17 protein-coding genes are annotated in these 17,506 nt (G+C 73.1%); 9 read left to right on the forward strand and 8 right to left on the reverse strand.

All coding sequences use genetic code 11. From position 1 onward, the window contains the following. Positions 1–74: 74 nt before the first annotated feature. Positions 75–1,364, reverse strand: a complete 1,290-nt coding sequence (locus GNZ18_RS01490; protein WP_156214243.1) for a PucR family transcriptional regulator — start codon at positions 1,362–1,364, stop codon at positions 75–77. Positions 1,365–1,692: 328 nt separating this feature from the next. Here GNZ18_RS01490 and GNZ18_RS01495 point away from each other — a divergent pair, with 328 nt between their 5' ends. The 8 genes from GNZ18_RS01495 (at position 1,693) to GNZ18_RS01530 (ending at position 10,847) form a co-directional block, all read left to right on the forward strand. After that, positions 1,693–2,592, forward strand: a complete 900-nt coding sequence (locus GNZ18_RS01495; RefSeq protein WP_156214244.1) for an ABC transporter permease — start codon at positions 1,693–1,695, stop codon at positions 2,590–2,592. After that, positions 2,589–3,473 carry an ABC transporter permease gene (locus tag GNZ18_RS01500; RefSeq protein WP_156214245.1) on the forward strand — a complete coding sequence of 295 codons (885 nt, stop codon included), beginning with the start codon at positions 2,589–2,591 and terminating at the stop codon, positions 3,471–3,473. The genes GNZ18_RS01495 and GNZ18_RS01500 overlap by 4 nt, the downstream gene beginning before the upstream one ends. Next, positions 3,470–4,630 carry an ABC transporter ATP-binding protein gene (locus GNZ18_RS40675; protein WP_173390596.1) on the forward strand — a complete coding sequence of 387 codons (1,161 nt, stop codon included), beginning with the start codon at positions 3,470–3,472 and terminating at the stop codon, positions 4,628–4,630. The genes GNZ18_RS01500 and GNZ18_RS40675 overlap by 4 nt, the downstream gene beginning before the upstream one ends. A 91-nt stretch (positions 4,631–4,721) precedes the next feature. Then, on the forward strand, positions 4,722–5,510 hold the full coding sequence (locus GNZ18_RS01510) for an enoyl-CoA hydratase/isomerase family protein (protein ID WP_156214246.1): 789 nt from the start codon (positions 4,722–4,724) through the stop codon (positions 5,508–5,510). A 29-nt stretch (positions 5,511–5,539) separates the two neighbouring features. Further along, positions 5,540–7,681, forward strand: a complete 2,142-nt coding sequence (locus GNZ18_RS01515) for an acetate--CoA ligase family protein (RefSeq protein WP_173390597.1) — start codon at positions 5,540–5,542, stop codon at positions 7,679–7,681. After that, positions 7,681–8,841, forward strand: coding sequence for an acyl-CoA dehydrogenase family protein (locus GNZ18_RS01520; protein WP_156214248.1), 1,161 nt, complete (start codon positions 7,681–7,683; stop codon positions 8,839–8,841). The genes GNZ18_RS01515 and GNZ18_RS01520 overlap by 1 nt, the downstream gene beginning before the upstream one ends. A 62-nt stretch (positions 8,842–8,903) precedes the next feature. Beyond that, positions 8,904–9,995 carry an ABC transporter substrate-binding protein gene (locus GNZ18_RS01525; RefSeq protein WP_156214249.1) on the forward strand — a complete coding sequence of 364 codons (1,092 nt, stop codon included), beginning with the start codon at positions 8,904–8,906 and terminating at the stop codon, positions 9,993–9,995. Between the two features lie 12 nt (positions 9,996–10,007). Continuing rightward, positions 10,008–10,847, forward strand: coding sequence for an SDR family oxidoreductase (locus GNZ18_RS01530; protein WP_214616272.1), 840 nt, complete (start codon positions 10,008–10,010; stop codon positions 10,845–10,847). A 646-nt stretch (positions 10,848–11,493) separates the two neighbouring features. On the opposite strand, the gene GNZ18_RS01535 is transcribed toward GNZ18_RS01530, so the two are convergent. The 5 genes from GNZ18_RS01535 to GNZ18_RS01555 form a co-directional block, all read right to left on the reverse strand. Beyond that, a complete protein-coding gene (locus tag GNZ18_RS01535) occupies positions 11,494–12,060 on the reverse strand; it encodes a carboxymuconolactone decarboxylase family protein (RefSeq protein ID WP_156214250.1) in 567 nt (188 codons plus the stop codon). Then, positions 12,057–12,902: an MBL fold metallo-hydrolase gene (locus GNZ18_RS01540; protein WP_156214251.1), complete on the reverse strand. Its 846-nt coding sequence runs from the start codon at positions 12,900–12,902 to the stop codon at positions 12,057–12,059. The genes GNZ18_RS01535 and GNZ18_RS01540 overlap by 4 nt, the downstream gene beginning before the upstream one ends. Before the next feature lie 52 nt (positions 12,903–12,954). Beyond that, positions 12,955–13,656 (reverse strand): hypothetical protein, encoded by a 702-nt coding sequence (locus GNZ18_RS01545; protein WP_156214252.1) that lies wholly within the window; start codon positions 13,654–13,656, stop codon positions 12,955–12,957. 141 nt (positions 13,657–13,797) lie between these two features. Continuing rightward, positions 13,798–15,183, reverse strand: a complete 1,386-nt coding sequence (locus GNZ18_RS01550) for a DEAD/DEAH box helicase (RefSeq protein ID WP_156214253.1) — start codon at positions 15,181–15,183, stop codon at positions 13,798–13,800. Positions 15,184–15,342: 159 nt separating this feature from the next. Beyond that, positions 15,343–15,546 (reverse strand): cold-shock protein, encoded by a 204-nt coding sequence (locus GNZ18_RS01555; RefSeq protein WP_067460243.1) that lies wholly within the window; start codon positions 15,544–15,546, stop codon positions 15,343–15,345. Positions 15,547–15,833: 287 nt separating this feature from the next. Between GNZ18_RS01555 and GNZ18_RS01560 the strand changes: the two genes are divergently transcribed. Continuing rightward, positions 15,834–16,058 (forward strand): hypothetical protein, encoded by a 225-nt coding sequence (locus tag GNZ18_RS01560; protein ID WP_156214254.1) that lies wholly within the window; start codon positions 15,834–15,836, stop codon positions 16,056–16,058. A 53-nt stretch (positions 16,059–16,111) separates the two neighbouring features. Here GNZ18_RS01560 and GNZ18_RS01565 read toward each other — a convergent pair whose 3' ends face one another. Together GNZ18_RS01565 and GNZ18_RS01570 are read right to left on the reverse strand one after the other, a co-directional pair. After that, a complete protein-coding gene (locus tag GNZ18_RS01565) occupies positions 16,112–16,720 on the reverse strand; it encodes a GAF domain-containing protein (RefSeq protein ID WP_156214255.1) in 609 nt (202 codons plus the stop codon). 125 nt (positions 16,721–16,845) lie between these two features. Beyond that, the gene (locus GNZ18_RS01570; protein WP_156214256.1) at positions 16,846–17,232 is read right to left on the reverse strand and encodes an STAS domain-containing protein; all 387 of its coding nucleotides are present in this window, start codon (positions 17,230–17,232) and stop codon (positions 16,846–16,848) included. Positions 17,233–17,506: the final 274 nt, after the last annotated feature.

Below are 17,506 nucleotides of genomic sequence, written 5' to 3' on the forward strand. Positions count from 1 at the left end.
CACTCATTATGTGAGCGGCACAGGGTGAGCGACACAGGGCGTGCGGCACGGGGCCCGGCCCGGCGGCCCGCCGGTCAGGCGAACAACCGCGCGCGAAGATCCGTCCGCGCCTCTTCCCGGTCGCGCCTCATCTGGATCGCGTCAAAGGCCATCAACGCCACGTTGAGATCACCGATGTCGGTGATCCGGCGCATATCCCGGCCGGTGAGCGTGGCGATCTGCCGCAGCCGGTAGGCGACCGTGTTCGGATGCACGACGAGTTCCTCGGCGGTGCGCTGCAACGCCATATCGCAGGCGATATAGACGCGCAGCGTGTCCAGCAGATGCGGTTTCTCGACGAGCTGCCCGATCCGGGTCTCGATGAGCCGCTTGGACACCCAGCGGTTGTGCGCGAGCAGCACTTCGAGGATCACGTCCGTGCACTGCGTGACCTGGCCGCGCTGGTCCCGGTAGATGCTGATCTCCAGGGCCGACAGCGCCTGCCGGCAGCTGTGCCCGGCGGCCGACAGCGACTGGCCCGGCTCGCCCGCCGACACGAACAGCGCCCGGCCGGGCTCGCCGTCCAGCATGGTCGTCAGCAGGTCGACCAGGCCGGGGCCCTCGCGTTCGATCGGCACCAGCGCCAGCAGCAGGCCGCGCCGCTCGCGCAGCAGGATCTCCCGGCGCGGGTCGTGCCGCCACAGCACCTCCATGATCCGCCGCCGGGCCCGCACCCACTGCTGCGAGGTCGGCGCCGGGTCGTGGTAGGCCGCGACCGCGCGGAACCGCTGGTGCGGGTTGATGTTGAGCATCCTGGCCTGGTCGTTCACCGTGCTCGCGTCCACCACGGGCCCGGCGATCAGGCAGCTCAGCAGGTCGGTGCTGACCCGCGCCTGCCATCCGGCCAGCTCGTTGTAGGTGGCGGTGAAGGACTCCAGCTCCCGCGTGCACAGGACGTCGAACAGCTCCGCGAGCCTGCCGAGCACGGCCCGGATCTCGTCCATCCCGCCGGTGGCGTGGGCGAGGACGTGGTCGGTGACGACCCGCTCCAGCAGCCGCAGCCACTCGACGGCCTCGGCGACCGGCTTGCCCTGGAGGGCCATGCGGGCGCCGCGTCCGGACGGCGGCCCGGTGGCGGGCATCCCGCCGGGTGGGGTTCCGCCGGACGGCGGACGGTCGACCAGCCCGTTCGCGCACAGGTCGATCACGTGCACCGCCATCTCGAACGCCTCGACGGGCGCCTGGCGGTCGACCGAACCGGAATCGGTCGTGGAGACGTACTGGCGGACGAACTCGTTCGCGAGAGCCGTCGACGCCGAACTCAACTCGCGCGACACCGCCGTCATGTGATCGGCGGTGGCGTGCGACGTGCCGGATGGTGCCATGATCACCCTCCCAGAACCGGGTCCGCAAGATCGGCATCGCCTCGAAGACCCGGGTCGTGGTGGTCTAACACGCTATGTCGTCCCACGTCAACGGCCTGCGGGCGCGACCCGGGCCCTCACCGGGGCCCTTCCGTCCAGTGAACGCGCCTGTGGACTGTGTCACCGGCACAGGTGCCCTGAGGGACTTTTGTGAGCGCGACCTCATGACATGGAGCGGCCTTAAACGTTGACTGTGTCGACATGCGGCGCGGACCGGCGCCACCGGTCCCCAGCGGAACCGCGTGTCGCCCGTTCCGGGTGCACGCAGGAACGGAGGGACGGTGAAATCATGACGGCGCGCACCACCATCACAAGGCTTCCCCCCGGCGGCGATCCCGCCCCCGGACGGGTCGCGCCGAGAGCGCGCGGCAGGCGTCCGACCTTCGTCACGATGGCGCTCGGACTGCCGGTCGCGTTCATGGCGATCGTGTACGCCTATCCGGTCGGCAAGATGCTGATGAAAAGCGTCACCGAGCCGAAGGCGGGATTCGGGAACTTCACCGAGGCGGCGACCGATTCGACGATCTGGGACGTCCTCTGGGTGACCGTTCGGCTGTCACTCGAAGTGGCCGTGCTCACGGTCGTCCTCGGATTCCCGGTGGCCTATTTCCTGGCCCGCACGTCCGCGCGTAAAGCGCGCTTCCTGTCCCTTCTCGTGGTCATTCCGTTCTGGACGAGCATCCTGGTCCGCTCGTTCGCCTGGATCGTCCTCCTCGGTGACAACGGGCTGGTGACCAAGGTGCTCGACCCGCTCACCGGGGACTCGCAGGGGCTGCTCTACAGCGAGAGCGCGGTGGTCATCGCGATGACCCACATCCTGCTGCCGTTCCCGATCCTGATCATCAAGGGCACGCTCGACCAGATCGACGCGTCGCTGCCGCGCGCGGCGCGGTCCCTCGGCGCGGGCCCGGTGCGGGCGTTCGTCCAGGTGTACCTGCCGCTGGCGGTCCCGGCGATCGTCAGCAGCGGCATGCTCGTGTTCGTCATCGGGCTCGGCTTCTACGTCACGCCCGCGCTGGTCGGCGGCCCGAAGCAGAGCACGATCGCCGTGGTGATCGCGCAGAACGTCCAGGTGAACTTCGACTGGGGGATGGCCGCGACGCTCGCGACCATGCTGCTGGTGCTGGCGACCGCGCTGACGCTGGTCGTGCGCCGCCTCACGAAGGTGAAGGGGCTGGTGTCCCTGTGAGCGTTCCCGCGAGCACGGTCGAGGCGCCCGGCGTCCCGAGGACGAGGCCGCCGACGCGGCGGCGCGGGCGCCTGCCCGCGACGCCCATGGAGCGCGCGCTGCACTGGTCGCTGCTGGGCGTGGTCACGCTGGTGTTCGCGTTCCTGGTGATCCCGATCCTCATCGTCGTCCTGGAGTCCTTCAACAGCGCCGACTACCTGTCGTTCCCGCTGGAGGGCTGGTCGCTGCACCACTACCGGCGGTTCTTCGCCGACTCGGCGTGGGTGGAGGCGACGCTGCTGTCCGCGCGGATCGCGCTGCTGGCGGCGGTGATCGCGACCGTGGTCGGCACGGTCGCCGCCTGGGGCCTGGCGCGCAGCACCAGCCGGGGCAAGGGCCTGGTGTTCGCGCTGCTGTACTCGCCGCTGGTGATCCCGATCATCGTGCTGGCGATGAGCTACTACTTCACCTTCGCCGACTACAAGCTGATCGGCCAGTGGCAGATGGTCGCGGTCGCCTACTCGGTGATGGGCATCCCCTACGTCCTCGTGTCGGTGTCGAGCGCGCTCCAGCAGTTCGACCCCGAGCTGGAGAACGCGGCGCGCACGCTCGGCGCCGGCATGACCCGGACGCTGCTGCGGATCACGCTGCCGTCGCTGACCTCGGCGATCTCGGCGGGCGCGCTGTTCGCGTTCGTGATCGCCTTCGACGAGGCGGTCATCATCCTGTTCGTGGCCGGCAACGACTCGGTCACCCTCGCGCGCAAGCTGTGGGACAGCGTGCGCTACGACCTGACGCCCACGCTCGCGGTCGCCGGAACGATCCTCATCGCCGTCTGCGTCGGGCTGTTCTGCCTCTCCGAGCTGATCAAGACCATCCGCGAACGGCGGGAGCGCCGATGACCGAGCAGGGACGCGCCGGGCGCGGCGCGCAGATGACCGACGAGCGGCCCGCCGGGGAGCGCCGGGCGGAGACGGCCGGGCAGGTCGTGTTCGACGGCGTCCACAAGTGGTACGGGGACGCGCCCGCCGTGCACGACTTCGACCTCGCGATCGGCAAGGGCGAGTTCGTCACGCTGCTCGGGCCGAGCGGCTCGGGCAAGACCACGAGCCTGCGCATCCTCGCGGGCCTGGAGTCGGCGACCGCCGGCGAGGTCTACCTCGCGGGGCGCGCGGTCACCGACGAGGTGCCCGAGAAGCGCAACATCGGGCTGGTGTTCCAGAACTACGCGCTGTTCCCGCACATGACCGTCGCGCAGAACATCGCGTTCCCGCTGCGGATGCGGCGGATGAAGAAGGCCGAGGCGCAGGGCCACGTGGACCGCGTGCTGGCGATGACGCAGCTCACGCCGTTCCGCGACCGCTACCCGCGCCAGCTCTCGGGCGGGCAGCAGCAGCGGGTGGCGCTCGCGCGGGCGTTCGTGTTCGACCCGAGCGTCCTGCTGATGGACGAGCCGCTCGGCGCCCTCGACCGCAACCTGCGCGACCACATGCGGCTGGAGCTCAAATCGCTCCAGCGGCGGATCGGCGCGACCGTCCTGTACGTCACCCACGACCAGGACGAGGCGCTGGCGCTGTCCGACCGGATCGGCGTCATGCACCAGGGCGTGCTCCAGCAGACCGCGCCGCCGGACGAGCTGTACGAGAAGCCCGTCAACTCCTTCGTCGCGAGGTTCCTCGGCCAGTCGATCTGCCTCCCTGCGACCCGGGTCGAGCAGGGCGCGCACACGGTCGTGGAGGTGGAGGGGATCGCGGGCCGGATCCTCGTCGACGCCGAGAACGACTGCTCGGCGGAGACGGGCGGCGAGTTCATGATCCGTCCCGAGCGGATCCGGATCGGTACCGACCGGCCCGACACGGCCGAGCGCAACGCGGTCGCCTGCACGGTCGCGGCGCAGGTCTACCTCGGCCCGCAGATCGAGGTGCACCTGCGCACCGAGCAGGGCGCGGAGATGCAGGTCATCGTGCCGTCGGCGGCCAAGGCCGACTACGCGGCCGGCTCGGCGCACTGGCTGAGCTGGACGGCGCGCGACTGCCGCTTCCTCGCCCGCGTCAACTGACCCCCCGCCGGGACACCGGCGTCCGAGAGCACACTCCCCCGCCGCGACCTCTGTTCGAGCATGCCGTGATTCGCACCGGAAAGGCGAAGTGATGGAAGTCCCAGCACTCAAGTGCTGCACCTGGCACATGGACGGCGACGTCGGTGTGCTCACGCTGAACCGCCCGGAACGGCTCAACGCGATCGCCAACACCGACATCGACGAGCTGGACCGCGTCGTCATGCGGGCGGGCAAGGACCCCGCCGTCCGCGCGCTGGTGATCACGGGCGCGGGGCGCGGCTTCTGCTCGGGCGCGGACGTCAAGGAGTGGGCGGCGCGGTCCGACGCCGACGAGGAGTCCTGGCCCGCGAAGATGCACCGGACGATCGCCCGCCTGTACTGGCTGCCCAAGCCGGTGGTCGCGGCGGTGAACGGCGTCGCCGCCGGGTCGGGCTTCGACATCGCGCTGACCGCCGACATGCGGTTCGGCTCGACCGCCGCCCGGTTCGGCCAGGTCTACGCCCAGCGCGGCATCTGCCCCGACGCGGGCGGCTCCTACCTGCTGCCCCGCCTCGTCGGCGAGACCCGCGCCGCCGAGCTGATCTACACCGGCCGGATCATCGACGCGGACGAGGCGCTGCGCATCGGCGTCGTCAGCGAGGTCGTGGCGCCCGAGAGGCTGCTGGAGCGCGCGCTGGAGCAGGCGCGGATCTTCGCGGCCGGGCCGACGGTGGCGATCGGCGAGGCCAAGCAGAACATCCGGCTCGGGCACACGATCGGGATCGAGGAGGCGCTGCGCAACGAGGCGCGGGGAGCGCGGATCTGCGTGCACACCGAGGACAAGGTCGAGGGCCTCCAGGCCGCGATCGAGAAGCGCCGCCCGGTCTTCGTGGGGCGATGATGACGATGTCGGAGGCCATGTCAGAGGTCGTGTCGGAGGTAGTGGCGGGGCACCGGCTCGACCGGCTGTTCCGCCCCGCGAGCATCGCCGTCGTCGGCGCCTCCCCCAAGGGCGGGTACGGGCTGCGGACGCTGCGGAACACGCGCGGCGCCGGGTTCGCCGGGCGGCTGTACGCCGTCCACCCGTCCCATGCCGAGGTGGACGGGGTGCGCGCCTACCCCTCGCTCGCCGACCTGCCCGAGGCGCCGGACGCGGTGGCCGCCGCGATCCCGGCGGCGGGCGTCCCCGCGCTGGCGGCGCAGGCGGCCGACCTCGGCGCGGGATCCATGGTCGTGTTCGGCGCCGGGTTCGGCGAGCGGGACGAGGCCGGGCGGCGGCTGCAACGCGAGCTGGTCGCCGCCGCCGGCGGCCGCCTCCCGCTGATCGGGCCGAACTGCCTGGGCGTCGCGAGCTTCCGGGGCCGCGCCGCGCTGTGGGGCATCGAGCTGCCGCTCCTGCACGCGGACGCCGACGGCGTCGTCGCGCTCGCCGCGCAGAGCGGCAACATGGCGCTGACCACGATGCTGTCGGGGCGGCTCCCGTCGGTCGCCTACGGGGTGTCGGCGGGCAACCAGGCCGTCCTCGACCTCGCGGACTGCCTGGAGTACTTCCTCACCGACCCCGGCGTCCGCGTCGTCTGCCTGGTGATGGAGGGCCTGGCCGACCTGGCGCGGTTCCGCGCCCTGGCCGAGCGGGCCGCCGCGCGCGACGTCGCGGTCATCGTGCTGAAGGTCGGGCGGTCGGCGGTGGGCGAGGCCGCGACGGTCGCGCACACCGGCACGCTCGCCGGGCGGGACGCCTCCTACGACGCGCTGTTCCGCCAGACCGGCGTCTACCGCGTCGACGACCTGGACGAGATGATCGCGCTCAGCTCGCTGCTGGCCGCGCCGCGCCGCCCGCGCGGCCGGAGCGTCGGCGTCTACGCCAGCTCCGGCGGGGAGTGCGGCCTGGTCGCCGACCTCGCCGACGCGACCGGCGTCGCGCTCGCGGACCTCGACCGGGCCGCGCGCGACCGGCTGGCCGCCGCGCTGCCGCCCTACATGGCGGTGCGCAACCCGCTCGACCTCGGCGCCAACGCCTGGGGCGACCAGGCCATGTACCGGACGGCCGCGCTCGCCATGGGCGCCTCCCCCGACGTGGACGTCGTCGCGTTCGCGGGCGACGCCCCCACCCACTCCGAGCCGCTGGACGAGATCGGCTGGCCCGAGATGGTGATCGGCGCGGGCGAGGCGGCGGCGGAGCTGGACGTGCCGGTCGTGCTGATGACGACGACCACCGACGTCACGTCCGGGCTGATCGCGCTCGCGCGGCGGCACGGCGTCACGCTGCTCGCGGGGGCGCGTCCGGCGCTGCGGGCGATCGCGCTCGCGGGGGCGCCGCGTCCTTCGATCGCACGGCCGGACGAGCCACCCGCCGATCCCGAGCGCAGGCGCCGCGCCGCCGCGCTCCTGGACTGCCCGCTGTCGGAGTCGCGGGCCAAGGAGCTGCTGTCGCTGTACGGGATCGGGTCGCCGTCCGGCGGGGTCGCCGCCGACGCCGACGCGGCCGCCGCGATCGCGGACCGCGTCGGCTACCCCGTCGTGTGCAAGCTCCACGCGCCCGGCGTCGCCCACAAGTCCGACATCGGCGGTGTCGAGGTCGGGCTGCGCGACGAGGACGCGCTGCGCGGGGCGTTCGCCCGCGTCATGCGGCGCGCCGCCGCGGCGGTCGACGCCCCCGGGGACGGCCCCGCGCCCGGCGTCCTCGTCGAGCGGATGGCGGGGCCCGGCACCGAACTGATCGTCGGCGGGCGCAACGACGCCGCCGGCTCCCTCGTCGTCCTCGGCGCGGGCGGCGTGCTGACCGAACTGCTCGGCGACTCGGCCGGGCTGCTGTGGCCGTTCACCCGCGACGACGTCCTCGACGCGGTGGGCCGGCTGCGGGCCGGCGCGCTGCTGCGCGGCTACCGGGGCTCGCCCCCCGCCGACCTCGACGCGCTGGCGGACGCGGCGGCCGCCGTGGGCCGCCTGCTCGCCGAACTGCCCGAGGTCGCCGAGATCGACGTCAACCCACTGCTGGCCGGGCCGGACGGCTGCCTCGCGCTCGACGCGCTGGTCGTCCGCCGCCCGGAGGAGAAAGGAGGGCGGGACTGATGGACTTCGCGATTCCCGACCACCTCGTGGAGTTCCGCGAGGCCGTCCGCAGGTTCACCGAGACCGAGCTGATCCCGCACGAGGACTACGTGGAGGAGCACGACGGACTGCCCGAGGAGGTCGAGCACCGGATCCGGGAGCGGGCCGTCGCGATGGGCCTGAACTCGATGGGCATGCCCGAGGAGGTCGGCGGCGGCGGGCTGGACGTGCTCAGCCAGGTGCTGGTCACCGAGGAGCTGTTCCGCGCGCTCGGCGGGCTGGCCGAGGTCGTCCCGACGACCCCGGGCATCCTGCTGGCCTGCGAGGGCGAGCAGCGCGAGCGGTTCCTGCTGCCGTGCGTGCGCGGCGACATCCAGTGGTGCTTCGCGCTGACCGAGCCCGACACCGGGTCGGACGCGGCGGGCATCAGCACCCGCGCGGAACTCCGCGACGGATCCTGGGTGATCAACGGCCGCAAGCGCTTCATCAGCCACGGCGACTCGGCCGACTTCGCGATCGTCTTCGCGCTCACCCACCCCGACCGCGAGCAGGACCGGATCACCGCGTTCCTCGTCGAGAAGGGCACGCCCGGGTTCGGTGTCGGGCAGCTCCACAAGACGATGGGCCACCGCGGCTACCGGCAGGCGGAGCTGGTGTTCGACGACTGCGCCGTCCCGGAGGGGAACGTGCTCGGCGAGCCGGGGCGCGGCTTCGGCATCGCGCACGGCGGGCTCAGCAGCGGACGGATCATGACCGCCGCGCGCTGCCTCGGCCCGATGGCCCGGCTCATCGACGACGGCGTCGAGTGGGCCAAGCAGCGGGTGCAGTTCGGCCGTCCGATCGCCGACTACCAGGCGATCCAGTTCATGATCGCCGACTGCGCCACCGACCTGCACGCCGCCCGGCTGATGACCTACAACGCGGCGTGGGCGGCCGACCAGGGCGAGGCGCCCAAGATCGTCCACGCTCGGGCGTCGGCGGCCAAGCTGTTCGCCAGCGAGGCGCTCGGCCGGGTCGCCGACCGCGTCCTGCAGATCTTCGGCGGCACCGGCTACATGAACGAGACCTACGTCGAGCGCGCCTACCGCAACGCGCGGATCGAGCGGATCTGGGAGGGCACCTCCGAGATCCAGCGCATCATCCTCGCCCGGCAGCTCCTGAAGCGCGGCATGTTCTCCTGACCCACCGCCCGCCCACTCACCACGAGGTCGACACCCGCCGCCCACCCCACGAAGGATCAGCCATGAAGATCACCGGCAACTCACCCTCACTCTCGCGCCGCGGCGTCCTGAAGGGCGGCGCGCTGCTGGCGGGCAGCCTCGCGGCGGCGCCCGTGCTCGGCGCCTGCGGCGGCTCCGGCGGCGGGGGCGGCAAGCGCGTCGTGGTCGCCGACTGGGGCGGCGCGCTCGTCGAGGCCGAGAAGAAGTACATCTTCGAGCCGTTCAGCAAGGAGACCGGCATCGAGGTCGTGGTGTCCGGGCCGCCGACCGGCGCCAAGATCAAGGGAATGGTCGACACCGGCAACATCGAGTGGGACCTCATCGCGGGCGGCCCCGGCACCGTGCTGCCGATCGGGCGCGAGTACTTCGAGACGCTGCCCGACAACCTGCTCAACATCCCCGGCATCGACCCGTCCTACGTCGACAAGAACTGGGTCACCTACTACCTGTTCTCGGTCGTGCTGGCCTGGAACACCTCGGTGATCGGGGCCGGGAAGCGGCTGACCGGCTGGCGCGACTTCTGGGACACCCAGAAGTTCCCCGGCCGCAGGTCGCTGCGCGGCGCCGACAACGGCGTCCCGCCGGACATGGAGTTCGCCGTGCTCGGCGACGGCGTCGACCCGAAGTCGGTGTACCCGATCGACGTCGACCGCGCGTTCCGCAGCCTCGACCGGCTCAAGGGCCACGTGCCGCAGTGGTGGGTGTCGGGCGCCCAGCCCGGCCAGATGCTCGTCAGCAAGCAGGTCGGCGCCACCAGCATCTTCTCCGGACGGGTCGGCGAGCTGAAGACCAAGGGCGCGCCGCTCGACTTCACCTACAACGGCGGCATGTTCGAGCTGGCGAGCTGGTCGGTGCCCAAGGGCGCGCCGAACAAGGAGAACGCCTTCAAGCTGATCGAGTACTCCGTCCGGCCGCAGGTGCAGGCGACGATCTGGAGCAAGTACCCGAACGGTCCCGCGAACTCCAAGGCGCTCGCGCTGATGGACAAGGAGTTCGCCAAGACGCTCCCGTCACACCCGGCGAACCTGGAGGTCCAGTTCCTCCAGAACAGCGAGTGGTGGGGGAAGAACCGCGACGCCGTCCTGAAGCGGTTCCAGCAGTTCGCGAAGTCCTGAGGAGAAACTTCTGTGGAATCACTGGCAGGCCGTGCCTACCTCGTCACCGGGGGCGGCAGCGGCATCGGCGCGGCCACCGCGCTCCACCTCGCCCGGCTCGGCGCGTCCGTGACCGTGCTCGGGCGCCGGAAGGAGCCGCTGGAGTCGGTCGCCGCCGAGGTGGAGCGCCAGGGCGGGCACGCCCTGGCGTTCCCCGCCGACGTCCGCGACCCCGACGCCGTGGGGGCGGGCGTCGCGGCGGGCCTCGACCGGTTCGGACGGATCGACGGGCTCGTCAACAACGCCGCCGGGAACTTCGTCACACCCGCCGAGAGCCTGTCCCCCAACGGCTGGCGCGCCGTCGTCGACATCGTCCTCAACGGGACGTGGAACTGCACGTCGGCGGTGGCCCGCGCGATGATCGAGGCGGGCACCCCGGGGGCGGTCGTCAGCGTGATCGCGACCTACGCGTGGACGGGCCATCCCGGCACCGTGCACAGCGCCGCCGCCAAGGCGGGCGTCGTGTCGATGACGCGGACGCTCGCCGTCGAGTGGGCGCGGCACGGCATCCGGCTCAACTGCGTCGCCCCCGGCCCGACCGAGACCGACGGCGCGGGCGGCGCCCTGTGGGCCACCCCGGAGGACCGCGCGCGCGTCCTCGCCTCGGTGCCGATGGGCCGGTTCGCGGTACCGCCCGAGATCGGGGACCTCACCGGGTTCCTGCTCAGCGACCGCGCGTCCTACATCACCGGTGAGGTCCTCACGGCCGACGGCGGGCAGTGGCTCGGCAAGCAGATCTACGGCCCGCCGCTCGGCGAGGCCATTACCACGACCAACGGAGGAGGCGCTCCCGCCGCTGGAGCGCGACACTGAACGTCCTACCGGCCGGCCTCCACACCCCTCCCGAGCAGCGTGACCGAGAGGGACGGCCGGCCGGTAGGCGTTGTTCATGAAGTCACGGCCCAAGGGGGCTCGCCTGGCGGCTCGCCCCCTTGACCGCGCCTTTGGCGGGCGCGGCATCGCTTCGCGATCTTCGCGGTGGGGCCTCGCCTCCGGCGTCGGCCCCACCGCTCAGCTACGCGCCCGCGCGACGGCTGAGGTCCCTGTGCGGCGCGTTCCAGCCGGTCACGGGTGCATCCGCGTGAGCGTCAGGCTCTCCATGCGGCGCGCTCCACCCGGCCAGGCACGCGTCCGCGCGAGCGCCAGGCTCTCCATGCGGCGCGTTCCAACCGGTCAGGCGCGCGTGCCGCGAACGGTGAGTCTTCGTGCGGCGCGCTCCAGCCGGTCAGGGGTGGGTTCGCGTGAGCGCTGAGGTCTCTTGTGGCGCGCTCCAGCCGGTCAGGTATGTGTCCGCGCGAGCGCCAGGCTCTCCGTGCGGGCGCGTTCCAACCGGTCAGGCGCGCGTGCGCGCGAACGGTGGGTCTTCGTGCGGCGTGCTCCAGCCGGTCAGGGGTGCGTCCGTGCGGGCGGTGGGTCTTCGTGCGGCGCGTTGCAGCCGGTCAGGGGCGTGCGGGGCGGGCTAGGTCTGGGGGGCGTCGGCGGGGAAGCCGGGGAGGCCGGGCTCGGGTTGGACGCCGACGGAGTTCAGCATCACCGCGACCGCCCAGTATCGGCCGACGACCGCGATCAGGTCGATGAGCTGGGCGTCCTCGTAGCGGCGGGCGAGCGCCTGCCAGGTGTCGTCGGAGAGGCGGCCCGCGTCGTGCAGTTCGTCCACCGCCTGGAGCAGGACCTTCTGGAACGCCGTCCAGCCGTCGGCGTCCGGGCCGTGCGGGACGCGTTCGATCTCGGCGTCGGTGAGCCCGGCGGCGCGTCCCATGCGGACGTGCTGGCCGAAGGCGTACTCCGACCCGCGCCGCCAGACGATCCGCAGGATCGCCAGCTCGCGGTCGCGGCCGGGCAGCGACGAGGCGTTCAGCAGGTACTCCTGGAGCGGGCGCTGCGCCTTCATCAGGCCAGGGTTGTGCGCCCACGTCCGGCCGACGTGCATGGTTCCGGTGAACGCGGCGTCGCCGAACAGCTCGCGTTCGAGCGCCTGGTACTCCTCGACGGGCAGCGGCGGGATGCGGGGTCCGGGCGTGGTCACGAGGCGCTCCCAAGGTCGGTGCGGACGGCGGTGCGCAGCGCGCCCGCGGCGTCGCGGTCGAGGTCGACGGCGGTGGGGATGGGGAAGTGCGGCGCGAGGATCGTCGCGCCCCGGTCGGCGGCGAGCGCGGTGATCCGCTCCCGGCTGCGCAGCGACTGGACGGGGTCGTGGTCGACCCTCGGCAGCCAGCAGTGGTGCTCCAGGTGGACGGGGTGATGCGCCAGGTCGCCGACCAGCAGCGCGGTCGCGCCGCCGGAGGCCACCATCACCGACACGTGCCCCGGGGTGTGGCCGGGCGTGGGCAGGATGGTGACCTCGTCGGACAGCGGCAGCTCGCCGTCGTAGGCGTGCAGGCGCCCGGCGCCGGTGACGGCCCGCAGGCGGGGGCGCGCCTTGGTCGCGAACTCGCGGTTCACCGGGATCTGGTCGACCTCGTCGCTCGTCCAGTAGTCGACCTCGCGCTCGTGCACGTAGACGGTCGCGTTCGGGAACGTCAGCGTGCCCTCGTCGTCCTTCACCAGCCAGCCGCAGTGGTCGGCGTGCAGGTGGGTCTGGACGATCCGGTCGACGTCGCCGGGCTCGACCCCGAGCCTCGCCAGCGTCGCGGGCAGCTCGCCCGCGCCCGCCATGCCCGGGATCTCGCCGGCGCGGTGGCCCCAGCCGGTGTCGACGAGCGTCACATGACCGTCGCCGGTGATGAGGAAACCGCCGAAGTTCACCGTGAACGGCGTGTCCGGGTCGGAGACGCCCACCTCCGGCATCCACTCCGACGGGTCGACGCCATGGAACCAGTACCGGCTGGACCGCTGCGCGACCCCGTCACTGATATGCGTCACCCTCATACGGCCGACATCGAGCGTCGCCGAAAGCACGCCACCACCCCAATCCCGCTTTCTAGCCCATTCGCTTGTACTTGACCCGCCACCGCACCTGGCGCTCCTCCCAGGCGCGCGGCCCCGGCGTGAGGGAGACCCCCGCCGGCGGCGCGGGCGCCCGCGCGTCCTCGGCCTCGTAGACCGCGTTGTACGCGGGGCAGCCGGGCGCGGGGTGCCGGAACTCGTGCCAGAGCTGGAAGCGGCTCCCCCGGTCGTAGCCGAACCCGGCGACGATCTCCGGGAGGTGCGTCCGCGTGTAGAAGTCGTCGAACTCCGCGACCTCGGCGGGCGACGCGTCGGCCGCCGGGTCCATCCCGATCATGGCGATGCGGCCCGGGACGAGGTCGTCCGCCCCGGTCGAGCCGGTGTTCCGCCAGATCATCCGCCACACGACCGCGATGCGCTCCCAGGGCGGCCCCGGCGTGTAGGTGACGCGCTGGTCCTCGGGACCGTCCAGGCGGGCGAGGAAGCGGCGCGCCGACTCCTCGCCGTCGATGCCGTAGACCGCGAGCCAGTACGGGACGGCGTCGCCCGCGCCACCGGAGTCGGTCAGCTCGTACCGCGCGGCGCTGACGAACCCCTCGTTGAGGGTGACGACCTCGCGCAGGTGGACCTCGTCGTAGAAGTCGGCGAGCGCCCGCTTCATACCCTCGGGCTCGTCCGGACGGGTGTTCAGGCCCACCGCGAGAAAGAACGGGCAGCTCAGCGGTTGTTCACCCATGGGACGGTCGCCACCTCCGCTCCGGCCGCACGGGCGGAGACATCGCTCGGACAATCATTCAGAATGAACCATACATTCTGCACCATGTCAATGGACATGCGACGGCACCCCGCCGGTGGCGGGGTGCCGTTCTCGCGGAAATCAGGTGTTGTGGGACGACGCGCCGCGGCGGGGCTTGCGGCGGCGCGGGCGCCGCGCCTGGCCCGCCGGCGCGGCGGCGGCGGCCTTGGCCGGGGCCTTGGCCGGGGCCTTGGCCGGGGCCTTGCCCGCGGGCTTGGCGGCCTGCTTGGCGGCGGGGCGCGCGGGCGCGGGGACGGGCGTGCCCGACGGGGTCCGGGCGCCGGTGATCCGGGCCAGCTCGGCGTCGCCGGGCCGGACGCGGGTCGTGCGCGGCGCGATCCCCGCGGCGGACATCATCGCGTCCACCTCGCGGCGCTGGTCGGGCAGGACGAGCGTGACGACCGTCCCGGACGCGCCGGCGCGGGCGGTGCGGCCGCCCCGGTGCAGGTAGTCCTTGTGGTCGGCGGGCGGGTCGACGTTGACGACGAGGTCGAGGTCGTCGATGTGGATGCCGCGCGCGGCGACGTTGGTGGCGACCAGGACGGCGACGTCGCCCGTCCGGAAGCCCTCCAGCGTGCGGTTGCGCTGCGACTGGGTCTTGCCGCCGTGCAGCGCGGCGGCGAGCACGCCCCGGGACCGCAGCTTGCGGACGAGCCGGTCGGCGCCGTGCTTCTTGCCCACGAACATGATCACGCGGCCGTCGCGGGCGGCGATGTGCGCGGTGGTCTCCAGCTTGTCGGTGTCGACGACGTGCAGCAGGTGGTGCTCCATCGTCGTGACCGCGCCCGCGGAGGGGTCGACCGAGTGCGTCACCGGGTCGTCCAGGAAGCGGCGGACGAGCGTGTCGACGTTCCGGTCGAGCGTCGCGGAGAACAGCATCCGCTGCCCGCCGGGCGGGGTCTGGTCGAGGAGCCGGGTGACCTGCGGCAGGAAGCCCATGTCGGTCATCTGGTCGGCCTCGTCCAGCACGGTGACCGCCACGTCGCCGAGATGGCAGTCGCCGCGCTCGATCAGGTCGGCGAGGCGGCCGGGCGTGGCGACCAGGACGTCGGCGCCGCGTTCGAGCGCGGCGGCCTGCCGCCCGATCCCCAGCCCGCCGACGACGGTGACGAGGCGCTGCCGCAGCGCGTCCGCGTACGGGGTGAGCGCGGTGGTGACCTGCTGCGCGAGCTCCCGGGTCGGGACGAGCACCAGCGCGAGCGGGCGCCGGGGCGCGGCGCGCCGGCCGTCGAGGCGGGCGAGCGTGGCGAGCCCGAACGCGAGGGTCTTGCCGGAGCCGGTGCGGCCGCGGCCGAGGACGTCCCGTCCGGCGAGGGCGTTCGGGAGCGTCGCCGCCTGGATCGGGAACGGGTCGGTGACGCCCTCGCGGGTCAGCGCCGCCAGCAGGGCGGGCGGCAGTTCGAGCTCGGCGAAGGACGAGACCGGGGGCAGGACGGGACGGCGGGCGCGGGTGGCGCTTCGGGGCATGGAACCTTCCTCAGTGATGGCGCGTGTCGAGGAGTGCTCCGCTGCGCGGGACCGGCCGGAGGGCCGGGCGAAGAAATCTCAAGAACGAACCGGGAGACGATGGGCGCGGGAACGGCGCGGACGGGCCGAGGGCCCGCCCGCGCCGTGCCGTGCAGGGTGTCAGGCGGGGACGATGTTCTCCGCCTGGAGGCCCTTCTGGCCCTGGGTGACGTCGAACGACACCTTCTGGCCTTCCTGGAGCTCGCGGAAGCCCTGCGCCGCGATGTTGGAGTAGTGGGCGAAGACGTCGGCGCCTCCGCCGTCCTGCTCGATGAAGCCGAAGCCCTTTTCGGCGTTGAACCACTTGACGGTGCCGGTGGCCATGGTGATCTCCTTTTGGCTCAGTCCGGGTCCCACACCCTGTGGGCCCGCGGACGCCGCGATGGCCCATCCGGAAGATCCGAACAACAAAAATGCGCCTGAGGTGGAACCAGCAGGCGCACACAAATGTCTATGGGAACCGCAACGTCCCGGACACTACCACATGACCCCGGGCCCCCACCGCCGGAGCGTCATGGAAGTGCCGCCGGGACGCCTCGGACGCAACGAATTCGCCAAGCGGTCACCGATCGGGGCCCCGTCAGGGTCCGGACGGGCGCATACTAGCGCTGATGAGACCCCCGCGAGCCGCGCAGCGGCGACACCTGCCCACCAGTCCCTTCAAGCCACCGCCACCGGCTCCGCCCGCCAAGGAGTTCGCCGTGGAGGACCGCGTGACCCACGACAAGTACGGCCTCGGCCGCGTGGTCGAGGTCGAGCGCGACGCCGTCTTCGTCGACTTCGGCACCCGCAAGGTCCGGATCCCGGCGCCGTACGCGAAGCTCTTCCCGCTCTGAGGCCGGGCCCTTCCCCGTTCGGAGGTCCCGGCCGCCGGTACCGCGCCGCGCGCTCAGGAGAACGTCCCGGGCGCCGGGGCGAGCCCGGTCGCGCGGCGTTCCTCCGCGAGCTCGATCAGGCGCGCCGACATGTCGGCGAAGAGCATCAGGTCCCGCGCCACGGCCGTCGTGAACGGCGACGCGCCGGGCCGGTCGACGACGGCCAGCACCCCGCGGGTCGCCTCGCCCGTCTCCAGCGGGAGCATGAGGATGGGGCCCGGCGGAAGCTCGCTGAGCCCCTGGTCGACGGCGACCCGCGACGAGAGGGCCCGCCGTGAGCTGAACACGCGTCCGATCATCGACCGGCCGCGCCGGACGGTCAGCCCGCGCAGCCGGTCACCGCCGGCGCCGACCGCGACCTCGATCCGCAGCGTGTTGCCGCCGTCCTCGGCGGGCAGCGCGACGAACGCCAGCGGCGCGCGGGCCATGGCGCGGGCGTGCTCGGCGACCAGGCCGAGCGCCTCCGCGGGCTCGGCGCCGCCCAGGATCGCGGCCATGAGGTCGAACGACGCCGCGAGCCGGTGCCCTTCCTCGGCGGGCCGCGGGGCCCGCGCCGGCCGCCAGGTGATCGGCGGCACGCCCGCGGGCCCCGCGCCGTCCCGCGGCGTCGCGGGCGGGGGCACGGGGCCGTGCCCAGCCTCGCCGTGCCCAGCCTCGTCGTGCCTGGCCTCCTCGCGCCGGGCGTCGCCGTGCCGGGCCTCGTCGTCCGGCCGGGCCGCCTCGTGCGGCGTCCCGGTCCCCGGCGGGTTCAGGCCGCGGCCGATCCGCCGCCGGGCCCGGCGAGCCCGGCCGCCTCGACGGTGCGGTGCACGCTGAAGTACCGGTCGAGACCGCTGATCTCCAGCAGCCTCGCGAGGTGCGGGCGGGGGGCGGCGAGCACGACGGCGGCGCCCTCGCGCTCCGTCCGCCGCCGCGTGCCGACGAGCAGGGCGAGGCCGGAGGCGTCGCAGAAGGTCACGTCCGCGAGGTCGATGACGACGAGGGCGCCCGGGTCGCGCAGGGCGATCCGCAGGGCCTCCCGCAGCGCTGGCGCGGTGGCCATGTCAAGTTCGCCGCGGAGGGCGACGACGGTGGCTCCCGGGCGGCGCTCGCGGCTCAGCCCGGTGGGGGGTGCGGGACGGTCGGCGCTGGTCATGCTGGTGTCTCCGATCCGGAGTACGGGGCCGCCGGGTTCGGACGCCATGGCGCGGGCGGGGTCGCCCGCGTCCGGCCGAGATGGTGTCGAGGCGTCATGGGTGCCGGACCGATCCGGACCCTTCAGGAGGCCGCGTAGTGGCGAACCAGGGGGAAACGGGCTTGGCCGCCCGCGTCGAGAACCCCTTGTCCACAACCGAGCCTACGCCCTCCGGGCCGGCGGCGCGGGCCGCGCGGGGCGGGGCGGCCCGCGCGACCGGGAGGCCGCCCGTTTA

Source organism: Actinomadura litoris, from assembly GCF_009733595.1.
Lineage (GTDB): Bacteria > Actinomycetota > Actinomycetes > Streptosporangiales > Streptosporangiaceae > Spirillospora > Spirillospora litoris.

Excerpts from the sequence above, each read along its gene's own strand:
- GNZ18_RS01555 (WP_067460243.1), bottom strand. The coding sequence starts at position 15,546 with ATGGCCACCGGCACCGTCAAGTGGTTCAACGCCGAAAAGGGCTTCGGC.
- GNZ18_RS01540 (WP_156214251.1), bottom strand. The coding sequence starts at position 12,902 with ATGAGGGTGACGCATATCAGTGACGGGGTCGCGCAGCGGTCCAGCCGG.
- GNZ18_RS01560 (WP_156214254.1), top strand. The coding sequence starts at position 15,834 with ATGAGACCCCCGCGAGCCGCGCAGCGGCGACACCTGCCCACCAGTCCC.
- GNZ18_RS01510 (WP_156214246.1), top strand. The coding sequence starts at position 4,722 with ATGGAAGTCCCAGCACTCAAGTGCTGCACCTGGCACATGGACGGCGAC.
- GNZ18_RS01570 (WP_156214256.1), bottom strand. The coding sequence starts at position 17,232 with ATGACCAGCGCCGACCGTCCCGCACCCCCCACCGGGCTGAGCCGCGAG.
- GNZ18_RS01545 (WP_156214252.1), bottom strand. The coding sequence starts at position 13,656 with ATGGGTGAACAACCGCTGAGCTGCCCGTTCTTTCTCGCGGTGGGCCTG.
- GNZ18_RS40675 (WP_173390596.1), top strand. The coding sequence starts at position 3,470 with ATGACCGAGCAGGGACGCGCCGGGCGCGGCGCGCAGATGACCGACGAG.
- GNZ18_RS01525 (WP_156214249.1), top strand. The coding sequence starts at position 8,904 with ATGAAGATCACCGGCAACTCACCCTCACTCTCGCGCCGCGGCGTCCTG.
- GNZ18_RS01550 (WP_156214253.1), bottom strand. The coding sequence starts at position 15,183 with ATGCCCCGAAGCGCCACCCGCGCCCGCCGTCCCGTCCTGCCCCCGGTC.
- GNZ18_RS01520 (WP_156214248.1), top strand. The coding sequence starts at position 7,681 with ATGGACTTCGCGATTCCCGACCACCTCGTGGAGTTCCGCGAGGCCGTC.
- GNZ18_RS01490 (WP_156214243.1), bottom strand. The coding sequence starts at position 1,364 with ATGGCACCATCCGGCACGTCGCACGCCACCGCCGATCACATGACGGCG.
- GNZ18_RS01495 (WP_156214244.1), top strand. The coding sequence starts at position 1,693 with ATGACGGCGCGCACCACCATCACAAGGCTTCCCCCCGGCGGCGATCCC.